General features: G+C 66.6%; 11 protein-coding genes. 9 read left to right on the top strand and 2 right to left on the bottom strand.

Features of this window, described 5'->3' with window-relative positions:
- Positions 1-4: 4 nt before the first annotated feature.
- On the bottom strand, positions 5-1,726 hold the full coding sequence (locus AC1PPL_RS06720; protein WP_479973081.1) for an ExeA family protein: 1,722 nt from the start codon (positions 1,724-1,726) through the stop codon (positions 5-7).
- A 224-nt stretch (positions 1,727-1,950) separates the two neighbouring features.
- On the opposite strand from AC1PPL_RS06720, the gene AC1PPL_RS06715 reads away from it, so the two are divergent.
- The 9 genes from AC1PPL_RS06715 to AC1PPL_RS06675 all read left to right on the top strand — a co-directional run bounded on the left by AC1PPL_RS06715 (position 1,951) and on the right by AC1PPL_RS06675 (position 12,961).
- Positions 1,951-3,885, top strand: coding sequence for an AMP-dependent synthetase/ligase (locus tag AC1PPL_RS06715; RefSeq protein ID WP_479972932.1), 1,935 nt, complete (start codon positions 1,951-1,953; stop codon positions 3,883-3,885).
- A gap of 22 nt (positions 3,886-3,907) precedes the next feature.
- Positions 3,908-4,693, top strand: a complete 786-nt coding sequence (locus AC1PPL_RS06710) for an ABC transporter ATP-binding protein (RefSeq protein ID WP_011803929.1) — start codon at positions 3,908-3,910, stop codon at positions 4,691-4,693.
- Between the two features lie 10 nt (positions 4,694-4,703).
- Positions 4,704-5,633 (top strand): branched-chain amino acid ABC transporter permease, encoded by a 930-nt coding sequence (locus AC1PPL_RS06705; protein ID WP_012655498.1) that lies wholly within the window; start codon positions 4,704-4,706, stop codon positions 5,631-5,633.
- A 118-nt stretch (positions 5,634-5,751) separates the two neighbouring features.
- A complete protein-coding gene (locus AC1PPL_RS06700) occupies positions 5,752-6,828 on the top strand; it encodes a branched-chain amino acid ABC transporter permease (protein WP_012655497.1) in 1,077 nt (358 codons plus the stop codon).
- Between the two features lie 76 nt (positions 6,829-6,904).
- Positions 6,905-8,230 (top strand): ABC transporter substrate-binding protein, encoded by a 1,326-nt coding sequence (locus tag AC1PPL_RS06695; RefSeq protein WP_287741391.1) that lies wholly within the window; start codon positions 6,905-6,907, stop codon positions 8,228-8,230.
- Between the two features lie 196 nt (positions 8,231-8,426).
- A complete protein-coding gene (locus AC1PPL_RS06690) occupies positions 8,427-9,236 on the top strand; it encodes an ABC transporter ATP-binding protein (protein WP_287803545.1) in 810 nt (269 codons plus the stop codon).
- Between the two features lie 92 nt (positions 9,237-9,328).
- Positions 9,329-10,576 carry a phenylacetate--CoA ligase family protein gene (locus AC1PPL_RS06685; protein WP_012655494.1) on the top strand — a complete coding sequence of 416 codons (1,248 nt, stop codon included), beginning with the start codon at positions 9,329-9,331 and terminating at the stop codon, positions 10,574-10,576.
- 192 nt (positions 10,577-10,768) lie between these two features.
- On the top strand, positions 10,769-11,758 hold the full coding sequence (locus tag AC1PPL_RS06680; protein WP_011803923.1) for a tripartite tricarboxylate transporter substrate-binding protein: 990 nt from the start codon (positions 10,769-10,771) through the stop codon (positions 11,756-11,758).
- Positions 11,759-11,923: 165 nt separating this feature from the next.
- Positions 11,924-12,961, top strand: a complete 1,038-nt coding sequence (locus AC1PPL_RS06675) for a Bug family tripartite tricarboxylate transporter substrate binding protein (protein ID WP_012655492.1) — start codon at positions 11,924-11,926, stop codon at positions 12,959-12,961.
- Positions 12,962-12,998: 37 nt separating this feature from the next.
- Here the strand turns inward: AC1PPL_RS06675 and AC1PPL_RS06670 are convergent, their stop codons facing one another.
- Positions 12,999-13,322, bottom strand: coding sequence for a DUF1840 domain-containing protein (locus AC1PPL_RS06670; protein WP_011803921.1), 324 nt, complete (start codon positions 13,320-13,322; stop codon positions 12,999-13,001).

The raw sequence follows: 13,322 nt of genomic DNA, 5'->3' as shown, positions 1-13,322 counted from the left end.
GGGTTCAGGCTCCGCTGAGCAAACGCGGCTCCGGCACGCCTGCGGCGCGGTTGAGCAACATCAGGGTCAAGGGACCAGCGCGGCCATCGGGCGTGAGGCCCTGGCCCAGCTGAAATTGGTGGATGCGCGCGCGGCGCGCGGCGGGCGTTGCGGTACGGGCTGCGGCGGCGCCCGCGCCGGCGGCCGCCAGTTGCTGGTCCAGCCAAGCGGCGCCCGCGGCAGTGGCGGTGACGTCGCCCGAATCGGCCAGCTCGGCAGGGGCCTTCCACAGCGTGGCAACCTCGCCGCGCCACAGCGGCGCAAGCTCCGTCACGCGCACCTGCAGCGTCTGGCCCTGCACGCCTTCCAGCGTGGCGGTGCCGTCATCCAGCCGGCGCAGCAAGACCGCCACCTCAGGCGCCAGGGCCTCGCCCTGCGCATCGCCCTCGGCAGGCCGCAGCATGAGCAGCACGGGCCGATCAAGCTGGCGCAGCAGGTTCAGGCTGGCGCGGCGGCTGCGGTAGCAGCGCAGGCCCTCGGACGCCAGCGCGGTGCAAGGGTCCGCGGCGCCGTCGGGCACGCTCGCCTGCCACTGCCGGGCCAGCGCCTGCCAGGCCGCCGGCGCCTGCGCCACGGGCTGGATGGCCAGGAACTGCGCCAATGTCGGGGGGGGCGCTGGCGGGGCCGGCGCGTCGGGTGCAGAAGCAGCCGAGGCGGGGGATGACGCGGGCACGGCCGCAGCCGACGCGGCGATGGTCGGCCTCTGTGTCTGTGTCTGTGCCTGCGCCTGTGTGGAGCCGGCGCCACCGTCTGCGAGCGGCCACCAGCCCAGGGCCCAGGCCAGCCCGCCCAGCGCCGCAGCGCCCACCAGCCCGCCGGTTCCAGCGGCGAGCCAGCGCCCCGCCGTGCCCGGGCGCGCCGTGGCGGGCGCATCGAACACCTCGCGCGCGGCGCGGCGCACCATGGCATCGGTCACCTCGCGCACACCCGCGCCGTAGGCACCCAGCAGGGCACGGTCGCACAGCAGGTTGATGCGCCGCGGCACGCCACCCGTGAGCGCGTGCACGCGCGCCAGCGCCCGCTGCTGAAAAGGCAGCGGCCCTTGCAGCCCGGCCACGGCCATGCGGTGGGCGATGTACTGGCGTGTTTCGTCGGCGCTCAAGGCGTCCAGGTGGTAGCGCGCGATCACGCGCTGCGCGAGCTGCTCCAGCTCCGGCGCCGCCACCATCGCACGCAGCTCGGGCTGGCCGATGAGGATGATCTGCAGCAGCTTGCGCTCGCTGGTCTCGAGGTTGGTGAGCAGGCGCAGTTGTTCCAGCACATCGGGCGCGAGGTTCTGCGCCTCGTCGATGATGAGCACGTTGTTGCGCCCCGCCGCATGCTGCTGCAGCAAGAAGTCGTTGAGCGGGTCCAGGCAGTCCTTCACGGTCTCCGCCCCCGGTATGGCGGGGCGGTGCGCCACGCCGAATTCGTCGCAGATGGAGCGCAGCAGCTCAGGCACCGTGAGCTTGGGATTGAAGATGTAAGCGACGTTGCACTGCGGCGGAATCTGTTCCAGGAAGCAGCGGCACACCGTGGTCTTGCCGGTGCCGATCTCGCCGGTGAGCAGCACGAAGCCGCCGCCCGCATCCAGGCCATACAGCAGGTGGGCCAGGGCTTCGCGATGGCGCTCGCTCATGAAGAGGTAGCGCGGGTCGGGCGCGATGGAAAAAGGCGGGTGTTCGAGTCCGAAGAACGGGGCGTACATGGCGGCGAGCATAGCGCCCTCGCCTGTCGCGCCCATGAACCCCTCAGCCCCCCGCGATCACCACCTATCGAGGGCGGTCAGGGTTAGACCCCTGAGGACTAACCCTTGAATTGTCATCGTAAAGACAAGATAACGTCAAAGTCGTTCCTACCATTGGTTGCAAACCGGCAGCGGACTTCTTATTTCCCGTGCGCTGCCCTCCACAGACCCTGATAGGAACCGGAATGAAGACCACATTCCCCCATCTACTGCTGCAGCACGCCGCCCAGCGCCCCGACGCTGCAGCACTGCGCGAGAAAGAATATGGCATCTGGCAGACCTGGAGCTGGAAGGACGCCGCGGCCGAGGTGCGCCACATGGCCTGCGGGCTGCTGTCGCTGGGCTTTGCCAAGGGCCAGAACCTGGCGCTGATCAGCGACAACCGGCCACACCTGTACATGGGCTTCGTAGCCGTGCAAAGCGTGGGGGGCGTGCCGATTCCGCTGTACCAGGACGCCGTGGCCGCCGAGATGACCTTCGTCATCCAGGACGCGGAGATTGCCTTCGCGTTTGCCGAAAACCAGGAACAGGTGGACAAGCTGCTGGAAGTGCGCGAATCGGTATCCGGCATCCAGCACATCATCTATGACGACCCGCGCGGCCTGCGCCACTACGACCAGCCTGGCCTCATCAGCACCGCGCAGCTGGTGGCGCGCGGCGCCGAGTGGGACAAGGCCCACCCCGGCGCATGGGATGCCCTGGTGGAGCAGATCGACCCGCAGGACGTGTCGGTGATCCTCTACACCTCGGGCACCACGGGCAAGCCCAAGGGCGTGTGCCAGACGCATGCCAGCTTCGTCGCCTCTGCGCAAGGCGCGGTGGAGGTGGACCGCCTGGGCCCGCAGGACAACGTGATTTCCTACCTGCCCCCGGCATGGGTGGGGGACCACCTGTTCTCGCTCGCGCAGTGGATGGTGGCCGGCTTCACCATCAACTGCCCCGAGTCGGCCAGCACCGTCTCCATCGACCTGCGCGAGATCGGCCCCACCTACTACTTCGCCCCGCCGCGCGTGTTCGAAGGCATGCTGACGTCGGTCTCCATCCGCATGGAAGACGCCGCTGCGCCCAAGCGCTGGCTGTTCGAGAAATGCATGCAGCTGGCGCGCCGCGTGGGCTCCGATCTCCTGGACGGCAAGCCCGTGGGCGCAATTGACCGCCTCAAGTACCGCCTGGCCGATCTCGCCATCTACGGACCGCTGCGCAACGTGATGGGCCTGTCGCGCATCCGCGTGGCCTACACGGCAGGCGCGGCCATCGGGCCCGACCTGTTCCGCTTCTTCCGCTCCATCGGCATCAACCTCAAGCAGCTCTACGGTCAGACGGAAACCTGCGCCTACGTCTGCCTGCAGCGTGATGGCCAGGTGGATCTGAACACCGTGGGCCAGGCGGCTCCCGGCATCGAGCTGAAGATCGCCGACAACGGCGAGGTGCTGGTCAAGGGCGTGTCGGTGCTCAAGGAGTACTACAAGCGGCCCGACGCCACCGCCGAGGTGATCGACGCCGAAGGCTACTTCCACACCGGCGATGCCGGCGTGATCGACGCCAACGGCCAGCTGCGCATCATCGACCGCGCCAAAGACGTGGGCAAGACAGCCAGCGGCGCCATGTTCGCGCCCAACTACATCGAAAACAAGCTCAAGTTCTTCCCGCACATCAAGGAAGCCGTCTGCTTCGGCAACCAGCGCGATCAGGTCTGTGCCTTCATCAACATCGACTACGAGGCCGTGGGCAACTGGGCCGAGCGCCAGGGCATCCCTTACGGCGGCTATGTGGACTTGGCCTCCAAGCCCAAGGTGATCGAGCTGATCGCCGACTGCATCTCGCAGGTGAACGCCGACCTGGCCGCCGAAGCTGGCATGGCCGACACGCAGGTCGCGCGCTTCCTGGTGCTGCACAAGGAGCTGGACCCCGACGACGACGAACTGACCCGCACGCGCAAGGTGCGCCGCAATTTCATCGCCGAGAAGTACGGCGTGCTGGTGGATGCGCTGTACACGGGCAAGGCCGAGCAGTTCATCGAAACGCAGGTGAAGTTCGAGGACGGGCGCAAGGGCAGCGTGAGCGCCACGCTGAAGATCACCGACGCCAAGACCTTCCCCGCCACCCGGGCGGCCGCCTGACACGCAACGAGGCAGCAGACACATGACCAGCAAGAAGATTGGCGACGTCATCCTCGACGTCAAGAACATCAGCCTGCGGTTCGGCGGCGTCAAGGCGCTCACCGACATTTCGTTCAACGTGCGCGAGCACGAGATCCGCTCGATCATCGGCCCCAACGGCGCGGGCAAGAGCTCCATGCTCAACTGCATCAACGGCGTGTACACGCCGTCCGAGGGCTCCATCACCTTCCGCGGCCAGACCTTCGGCCACATGAACAGCCGCCAGGTCGCCGAGATGGGCATCGCGCGCACCTTCCAGAACCTGGCGTTGTTCAAGGGCATGAGCGTGATCGACAACATCATGACCGGGCGCAACCTCAAGATCAAAAGCAACCTGCTCCTGCAGGCACTGCGCATCGGACCGGCCGAGCGCGAGGAGATCGCCCACCGCGAGAAGGTCGAACACATCATCGACTTCCTGGAGATCCAGGCGCACCGCAAGACCCCCGTCGGCCAGCTGCCCTACGGCCTGCAAAAGCGCGTGGACTTGGGCCGGGCCCTCGCCATGGAACCCCAGGTGCTGCTGCTCGATGAACCCATGGCCGGCATGAACGTGGAGGAGAAGCAGGACATGTGCCGCTTCATCCTGGATGTGAACGACGAGTTCGGCACCACCATCGTCCTCATCGAACACGACATGGGCGTGGTGATGGACATCAGCGACCGCGTCGTGGTGCTGGACTACGGCAAAAAGATCGGCGACGGCGCGCCGGACGAAGTGCGCAACAACGAAGACGTGATTCGCGCCTACCTGGGCACCAGCCACTGAGGGCAAGCAAATGGCATTCTTTCTCGAAACCCTGATCGGCGGCCTGATGGCCGGCATGCTCTACGCGCTGGTGGCACTCGGCTTCGTGCTGATCTTCAAGGCCTCGGGCGTCTTCAACTTCGCGCAGGGTGCCATGGTGCTGTTCGCGGCCCTGGCCATGGCGCGCTTTGCCGAGTGGATCCCGGAGTGGACCGGCATCAGCAACCCCATCGTGGCCAATCTGGCCGCCTTCCTGATCGCGGGCCTGTGCATGTTCGCAGTGGCCTGGTTCATCGAGCGCCTGGTGCTGCGCCACCTCGTGAACCAGGAAGGCGCCACGCTGCTCATGGCCACGCTGGGCATCACCTACTTCCTGGAAGGCCTGGGCCAGACCTTCTTCGGCAGCGACATCTACAAGATCGACATCGGCATGCCCAAGGACCCGGTGTTCCTGCTGGACACCGTGTTCGAGGGCGGCGTGCTCGTGAACAAGGAAGACGTGATTGCCGCAGGCATTGCCGCCGCCCTGGTGGTGGTGCTGAGCATCTTCTTTCAAAAGACCAAGACCGGCCGCGCATTGCGCGCCGTGGCCGACGACCACCAGGCGGCGCAGTCCATCGGCATCCCGCTCAACCACATCTGGGTCATCGTGTGGTGTGTCGCCGGTGTCGTGGCACTGGTGGCCGGGATGATCTGGGGCTCCAAGCTGGGCGTGCAGTTCTCGCTGACCACGGTGGCGCTGCGCGCGCTGCCGGTGGTGATCCTGGGAGGCCTGACCTCGGTGCCGGGCGCCATCATCGGCGGGCTGATCATCGGCGTGGGCGAGAAGCTCTCCGAGGTGTACCTGGGCCCCTTCGTGGGCGGCGGCATCGAGATCTGGTTTGCCTACGTGCTGGCCCTCGTGTTCCTGCTGTTCCGGCCCCAAGGTTTGTTCGGCGAGAAGATCATCGATCGCGTATGACATACGCGATCAACCCGCAGGGTTCTTCGCCGCAGGCGAAGGATGGTCTTCCTGCGAGGGCACGCAGTGCCCGCAGCCAAAAGATCATCGCCCTTGGTTGAAAGATTTGGAGTAAATAATGTTCTACCGCGAAAACGGCCAGTTCAAGACCACCTACAAGGCCGACCAGCAGATCTTTCCCATCACCCAGGACCGCATCGCCATCCTGCTGCTGTTGGCCGTGGCCTTCGTGGCGGTGCCCGCGATGGCGTCGGACTACTTCTACCGCGCCATCCTGATCCCGCTGGTCATCATGTCCATGGCCGCGCTGGGCGTGAACATCCTCGTGGGCTACTGCGGGCAGATCTCGCTGGGCTCGGGCGCCTTCATGGCGGTGGGCGCCTACGGGGCCTTCAACTTCTTCGTGCGCTTCCCCGGGATGCCGCTGGTGCCGGCCCTCATCCTGGGCGGGCTGTGCGCCACGTTCTTCGGCATCCTGTTCGGGCTGCCCAGCCTGCGGGTGAAAGGGCTGTACCTGGCCGTGGCCACGCTGGCGGCGCAGTTCTTCAGCGACTGGATGTTCCTGCGCATCAAGTGGTTCACCAACAATTCCGACTCGGGTTCGGTCTCGGTCAGCAACCTGCAGGTCTTCGGCATGCCGCTGGACAGCGCCATGGCGAAGTACCTGTTCTGCCTGACGCTCCTGGTAGTCGTGGCCCTGCTGGCCAAGAACCTGGTGCGCGGCGCCATCGGCCGCGAATGGATGGCCATCCGCGACATGGACGTGGCCGCCGCGGTGATCGGCATCCGCCCTATGTACGCCAAGCTCAGCGCCTTCGCTGTCAGCTCCTTCATCGTCGGCATGGCGGGCGCGCTGTGGGCCTTCGTGCACCTGGGTTCGTGGGAGCCGGCAGCGTTCTCGGTCGAGGTGTCGTTCCGCCTGCTGTTCATGGTCATCATCGGCGGCATGGGATCCATCATGGGCGCGTTCTTCGGCGCGGCCTTCATCGTGGTGCTGCCCATCTTCCTGAACCAGTTCCTGCCCGCGGTGGCCGGCCTGTTCGGCGTGGACATCTCCACCGCCGCCGTGTCGCATGCGGAACTGATGATCTTCGGCGCGCTGATCGTGTGGTTCCTCATCGTGGAGCCCCACGGCCTGGCCAAGCTGTGGTCCATCGGCAAGCAGAAGATGCGCGTGTGGCCCTTCCCCCATTGATGCCATTGCAAGGTGTGTTCCGCGCCGACCGGCGCAATTCAGGCGACGTTCCATCCAACCACAAGGAGACAAGACCATGAAATTCACCCGACTCGCTGCGGCCGCCACGGTGGCCTGCACCCTGGCCGGCTTTGCAGGCGGCGCCGCCGCCCAGGCCAAGGAACAGTTCTTCCCCCTGCTGTCGTACCGCACGGGCCCCTACGCCCCGAACGGCGTGCCATGGGCCAACGGCAAGCAGGACTACATCAAGATGATCAACGCGCGCGACGGCGGCGTGAACGGCGTGAAGCTGACCTGGGAAGAGTGCGAGACCGGCTACGCCACCGACCGCGGCGTGGAGTGCTACGAGCGTCTGAAGAGCCGCCCCGGCGTGACGCTGTTCGACCCGCAGGCCACCGGCATCACCTTCGCGCTGACCGAGAAGGCGCCCGTGGACAAGATCCCGCTGATGACGCTGGGCTATGGCCTGTCGGTCGCGCAAGACGGCATGGCCTTCAAGTGGAACTTCCCCTACATGGGCAGCTACTGGACCGGCGCCGACATCCTGATCCAGCACATCGGCAAGAGCGCCGGCGGCCTGGACAAGCTCAAGGGCAAGAAGATCGCACTGGTCTACCACGACAGCCCCTTCGGCAAGGAGCCGATCCCGCTGCTGCAGGAGCGCTCCAAGATGCACGGCTTCGAGCTGCAGATGCTGCCCGTGACCGCGCCCGGCGTGGAGCAGAAGGCCACCTGGCTGCAGGTGCGCCAGAGCCGCCCCGACTACGTGCTGCTGTGGGGCTGGGGGGTGATGAACTCCACCGCCCTGAAGGAAGCCCAGGCCACGGGCTACCCGCGCGACAAGATGTACGGTGTGTGGTGGGCCGGTGCCGAGCCGGACGTGCGCGACGTGGGCGATGGCGCCAAGGGCTACCACGCGCTGGCGCTCAACGGCCATGGCACGCAGTCCAAGGTCATGCAGGACATCCTCAAGCACGTGCATGGCGCCAACCAGGGCACGGGCCCCAAGGACGAAGTGGGCTCGGTGCTGTACACGCGCGGCGTGATCATCCAGATGCTGGGCGTGGAGGCCGTGCGCCGCGCGCAGGAGCGCTTCGGCAAGGGCAAGGTCATGACCGGCGAGCAGGTGCGTTGGGGCATGGAAAACCTGGCGCTGGACCAGAAAAAACTGGACGCGCTGGGCTTCACCGACCTGATGCGCCCGCTGTCCACCAGCTGCGCGGACCACATGGGGTCCACCTGGGCCCGCGTGCACACCTGGGACGGCAAGCAGTGGAAGTTCTCGTCCGACTGGTACCAAGCCGATGAGCAGGTCATCAAGCCTATGGTCAAAGCCGGCGCGGACAAGTACCTCGCCGACAAGAAGATGTCCCGCCGCGAAGCGGGCGACTGCCAGTCCTAAGGACGTCCCCTGAGGCGCTGCGCGCCATCGTCCTTCTCGTCGGGAAGGGGGATGGCGCCGGTGGTCGGGCAAGACCCGTTCCACGGCGCCCGCTGGCGCGGGTTGCGCCAGGTTCAAGCGGCTGCGCAGGGCAGCCGCCAATCGAGAGGGCTGTGGCGACAGCCCTGCCGATTGGCACCACTACAAGGGCAAGGCTATGGAGTCCAGAAACATCGTTCTCAGCGTCAATGGCATCGAGGTCATCTACAACCATGTGATCCTGGTGCTCAAGGGCGTGTCGCTGCAACTGCCCGAGAAGGGCATCGTCGCCCTGCTGGGCGGCAACGGCGCGGGCAAGACGACCACGCTGCGCGCGATCTCCAACCTGCTCAAGGGCGAGCGCGGCGAGGTTACCAAGGGCAGCATCGAGCTGCGCGGCGAGCAGATCCAGAACCTCTCGCCCGCCGACCTGGTCAAGCGCGGCGTGGTGCAGGTCATGGAAGGGCGCCACTGCTTCGCCCACCTGACCATCGAGGAGAACCTGCTCACCGGCAGCTACACGCGCACCGACAAGGGCGAGATCGCCGCCAACCTGGAGAAGGTCTACAACTACTTCCCGCGCCTGAAGACGCGCCGCACCAGCCAGGCGGCCTACACCTCGGGCGGGGAGCAGCAGATGTGCGCGATCGGCCGAGCCATCATGAGCAACCCCAGCATCGTGCTGCTGGACGAGCCCTCCATGGGCCTGGCGCCGCAGATCGTGGAAGAGGTGTTCAACATCGTGAAGGATCTCAACGCCAAGGAAGGCACGACCTTCCTGCTGGCCGAGCAGAACACCAACATGGCGCTGAAGTACGCGGACTACGGCTACATCATGGAAAGCGGCCGCATCGTCATGGACGGCGCCGCGCAGGACCTGGCCAGCAACGAAGACGTGAAAGAGTTCTACCTGGGCGTCGGCGGTGGCGAGCGCAAGAGCTTCAAGGACGTCAAGAGCTACAAGCGCCGCAAGCGCTGGCTGGCCTAATTACTCTCAAATTAATAGCTGCTAGCGCTTGATAGGCAAGCGCTGGAGGCCGATTTTGCCCTAAACCCCTCCCAACGACAGGAGACCCAGGCATGAGCATGTTCTACGACGCCCTGGAAACCCGCGCCCCCGCCGAGCGCGAAGCCGCCCTCATGGCGGCCCTGCCCCGGCAGATCGCCCACGCCCAGCAGGCCAGCCCCGCCTTCGCCGGCATCCTGGCGGGCGTGGACGCCACCACCATCACCGACCGCGCCGCGCTGGCCCGCCTGCCCGTCACGCGCAAGTACGAACTGCTGGAGCGCCAGCAGGCGCAGCGCGGCCAGAATGCGTTCGGCGGCTTCAGCGCCCTGGGATTCGGGCGTCACATGCCCCGCGTGTTCGCCAGCCCCGGCACCATCTATGAGCCCGAGGGCGCGCGGCCGGACTACTGGCGCATGGCACGCGCCATGTATGCCGCGGGGTTTCGCCCCGGCGAGCTGATCCACAACAGCTTCAGCTACCACTTCGTGCCTGCCGGCTCGATGATGGAGACCGGCGCCCACGCGCTGGGCTGCACGGTCTTTCCAGGCGGCACGGGGCAGACCGAGCAGCAGGTGCAGGCCATGGCCGAACTGCGCCCGGCCGGCTACATCGGCACGCCCAGCTTCCTGAAGATCATCCTCGACAAGGCCCACGAACACGGCGTGGCGCTGCCCAGCGTGACCAAGGCGCTGGTCTCGGGCGAGGCCTTCCCGCCCTCGCTGCGCGACTGGCTGGCCGCGCGCGGCGTGACGGGCTACCAGTGCTACGCCACGGCAGACCTGGGCCTGATCGCCTATGAGACCAGCGCGCGCGAAGGCCTGGTGCTGGACGAGGGCGTGATCGTCGAGATCGTGCGCCCGGGCACCGGCGACCCGGTGCCCGAGGGCGAAGTGGGCGAGCTGGTCATCACCACGCTGAACCCCGACTACCCGCTGATCCGCTTCGGCACCGGCGACCTGTCGGCCGTACTGCCGGGCCAGTGCCCCACGGGCCGCACCAACACCCGCATCAAGGGCTGGATGGGCCGCGCGGACCAGACCACCAAAGTGCGCGGCATGTTCGTGCACCCCGGCCAGATTGCCAGCGTGGTCAAGCGCTTCCCCCAGGTGCAGCGCGCGCGGCTGGTGGTCAGCGGCGAGATGGCCAACGACCAGATGGTGCTGCAGGTGGAGACCACCGAAACCGCCGCAGGCATGGCCCAGCAACTGGCCGAAGCGCTGCGCGAAGTGACCAAGCTGCGCGGCGACGTGCAGATGGTGCCTCCCGGCAGCCTGCCCAACGACGGCAAGGTCATCGAAGACGCGCGCAGCTACCGCTGATGCCCCGCGGGGCGGCCGGCCGGCGCCGTCCGTCGCCACGGCGTCGTGCGCGGCACACAAGCCGCACCGCAGCCGCGTCAACCCCCTGGGGTCAAACGTCACCCATTTGTCAGGCGGTGCGGACTCGGGGGTTTCCTTGATGTCCGGCACGCCATTCCTCTCTATGATTGCGCCTCTTTTCCAAGGAGCATCATGAGAACGACATTCAAGATCGCCGTGGGAGCGGCCGCCATCCTGGCTGCATTCGGCGCATCCGCCCAGGCCTATCCGGTCAAGGACAAGAACATCACCATCGTCGTGCCCTTCTCGGCCGGCGGCCCCACCGACCGCGTGGCCCGTGACCTGGCAGAGGCCCTGCGCAAGCCCCTGGGCGGTGCCACGGTCGTCGTCGAAAACGCCGCCGGTGCAGGCAGCACCATTGGCGCAGCCAAGGTGGCCCGTGCACAGCCGGACGGCTACACCCTGCTGCTGAACCACATCGGCATGGCCACCATCCCCACGCTGTACCGCAAGCTGTCGTTCAACGTGTTGAACGACTTCGAGTTCCTGGGCATCGTCAACGACGTGCCCATGACCATCATCTCGCGCCCGACGCTGGAGGCCAAGAACTACAAGGAATTGGCCACCTGGATTGCGCAGAACAAGGAAAAGGTGAACCTGGGCCACTCCGGCCTGGGCTCGGCCGGCCATCTGTGCGGCCTGATGTTCCAGCACGCGCTGCAGTCGCACATGACGCCCGTGGCCTACAAGGGCGCGGCGCCCGCCATCACCGACCTGATTGGCGGCCAGATCGACCTGATGTGCGACCAGACCACCAACACCACGACGCAGATCGAGGGCAAGAAGGTCAAGGCCTTTGCCGTGACCACCAACCAGCGCCTGACGATGCCGTCGCTCAAGGACTTGCCGACGCTGCAGGAAAGCGGCCTGAAAGACTTCAACGTCTCCGTCTGGCATGGCCTGTATGCCCCCAAGGGCACGCCCGCCGCCGTGCTGACGCGCATCAACGAAGCGCTGCAAGTGGCCGTGAAGGATCCTGACTTTATCAAGAAGCAGGAAGGCCTGGGCGCCGTGGTGGTGGCCGACAAGCGCGTGCTGCCGGCCGAACACAAGAAGTTCGTGCAGTCCGAAATCGAAAAGTGGGGCATGGTGATCAAGGCAGCCGGCACTTACGCCGACTGATCTGCGCCAGCGCGGCGGGCGCGTCCGTCTGCCCGCCTTTCCTGCCAACGCCCGGTGCCCGCGCACCGGGCGTTTTTTCATGGGAACTGCGGGTAATCCTGCTGCCCCTGCGCGGCTGCGGCGCCTACAACCGAAGCCTTCTTTCACGCTTTTTGGAAAGACCGCATGCCGCACACATCCACCCCACGCCGCACCCCACCGCGCCGCCAGGCCCTGCACGCCATCGGGGCGCTTCTTGCATTGGGCCTGGGCGCCACGGGCGCCGCGTATGCCCAAGCCAGCCCATGGCCGGCCAAGCCGGTCCGCATCGTGGTGCCGTTCGCCGCCGGGGGTACCACCGATATCCTGGCGCGCGCCATTGCGCCCGAGCTGGGCAAGGCCTTTGGCCAGCAGTTCATCGTGGACAACCGCGGCGGCGCGGGAGGCAACATCGGTGCCGAACTGGTGGCAAGGTCCGCCCCTGACGGATACACGCTGCTGATGGGCACCGTGGGCACGCATGGCATCAACCGCGCGCTGTACAAGCAGTTGCCCTACGACCCGATCAAGGACTTCGCGCCCGTCACGCTTGTCGCGTCGGTGCCCAACGTGATGGTCATGAACACCGAGAAGGCGCGCAGCCTGGGCATCAACACTGTGCAGGACTTCATCCGCTATGCCCAAGCCAACCCGGGCAAGCTCAACATGGCGTCCAGCGGCAACGGCACCTCGATCCACCTGGCCGGCGAGCTGTTCAAGAGCATGACGGGCACCTACATGCTGCACATGCCCTACCGCGGATCTGCGCCCGCGCTGCTGGACATGGTGGGCGGCAACATGGACGTGATGTTCGACAACCTGCCCTCCTCCATGGCCCATATCAAGGGCGGCAAGCTCAAGGCGCTGGCGGTCACCAGCGCGAAACGCTCCACCGCCCTGCCCGACGTCCCCACGGTGGAAGAGGCCGGCGGCCCCGCGCTCAAGGGCTTCGAAGCCAGTTCATGGTTCGGACTGCTGGCGCCCGCGGGTACGCCGGCCGACATCGTCCAGCGCGTCCAGCAGGAGGTGGCCAAGGCGCTGGCCACCCCTGCCGTCAAGGAGCGACTGCTGTCCCAGGGAGCGATTCCCGGCGGCAATACGAGCGCCGAATTTGCCAGCCTGATCGACCGCGAGCACCGCAAGTGGGCGCAGGTGGTGAAGGCGTCCGGCGCGAAGGTGGATTGAAGAGAGGATGCGCGCGCCCGCCGGGGCGCGCTGCGCGTCACCAGACCACGTCGCAATCCTCGGCGGCGCTGCGGCGCAGCATGTCGATGAAAGGCGCCGCGCGCTGGCGCAGGCGCACGCCGTCGCCGCGAGGGGCCTCTTCCTCGGTCTGATCGTCCTCGTCCGGGGCGGTGGCCGCTGCAGCGGCCTCTTCAACCGCTACCGCCTCTTCCAGCGCGCGGATGGCGGCAGGAATCTGCGCGGCAGTGATGATGCCGTGCGGCTCATTCGGCGACTTGCCGATGATCTCCAGCAGCTGTTTGCCATTGGGCTCCAGCATGATGACGTCGGCGGTGGCGCGGGATTTGAATTTGAAAAGCAT

The organism is Diaphorobacter sp. B2A2W2 (assembly GCF_056730635.1).
This window is presented reverse-complemented; position numbering and strand designations above follow the sequence as displayed.

Excerpts from the sequence above, each read along its gene's own strand:
- AC1PPL_RS06720 (WP_479973081.1), bottom strand. The coding sequence starts at position 1,726 with ATGTACGCCCCGTTCTTCGGACTCGAACACCCGCCTTTTTCCATCGCG.
- AC1PPL_RS06685 (WP_012655494.1), top strand. The coding sequence starts at position 9,329 with ATGAGCATGTTCTACGACGCCCTGGAAACCCGCGCCCCCGCCGAGCGC.
- AC1PPL_RS06670 (WP_011803921.1), bottom strand. The coding sequence starts at position 13,322 with ATGCTTTTCAAATTCAAATCCCGCGCCACCGCCGACGTCATCATGCTG.
- AC1PPL_RS06680 (WP_011803923.1), top strand. The coding sequence starts at position 10,769 with ATGAGAACGACATTCAAGATCGCCGTGGGAGCGGCCGCCATCCTGGCT.
- AC1PPL_RS06690 (WP_287803545.1), top strand. The coding sequence starts at position 8,427 with ATGGAGTCCAGAAACATCGTTCTCAGCGTCAATGGCATCGAGGTCATC.
- AC1PPL_RS06715 (WP_479972932.1), top strand. The coding sequence starts at position 1,951 with ATGAAGACCACATTCCCCCATCTACTGCTGCAGCACGCCGCCCAGCGC.
- AC1PPL_RS06710 (WP_011803929.1), top strand. The coding sequence starts at position 3,908 with ATGACCAGCAAGAAGATTGGCGACGTCATCCTCGACGTCAAGAACATC.
- AC1PPL_RS06700 (WP_012655497.1), top strand. The coding sequence starts at position 5,752 with ATGTTCTACCGCGAAAACGGCCAGTTCAAGACCACCTACAAGGCCGAC.
- AC1PPL_RS06705 (WP_012655498.1), top strand. The coding sequence starts at position 4,704 with ATGGCATTCTTTCTCGAAACCCTGATCGGCGGCCTGATGGCCGGCATG.
- AC1PPL_RS06675 (WP_012655492.1), top strand. The coding sequence starts at position 11,924 with ATGCCGCACACATCCACCCCACGCCGCACCCCACCGCGCCGCCAGGCC.
- AC1PPL_RS06695 (WP_287741391.1), top strand. The coding sequence starts at position 6,905 with ATGAAATTCACCCGACTCGCTGCGGCCGCCACGGTGGCCTGCACCCTG.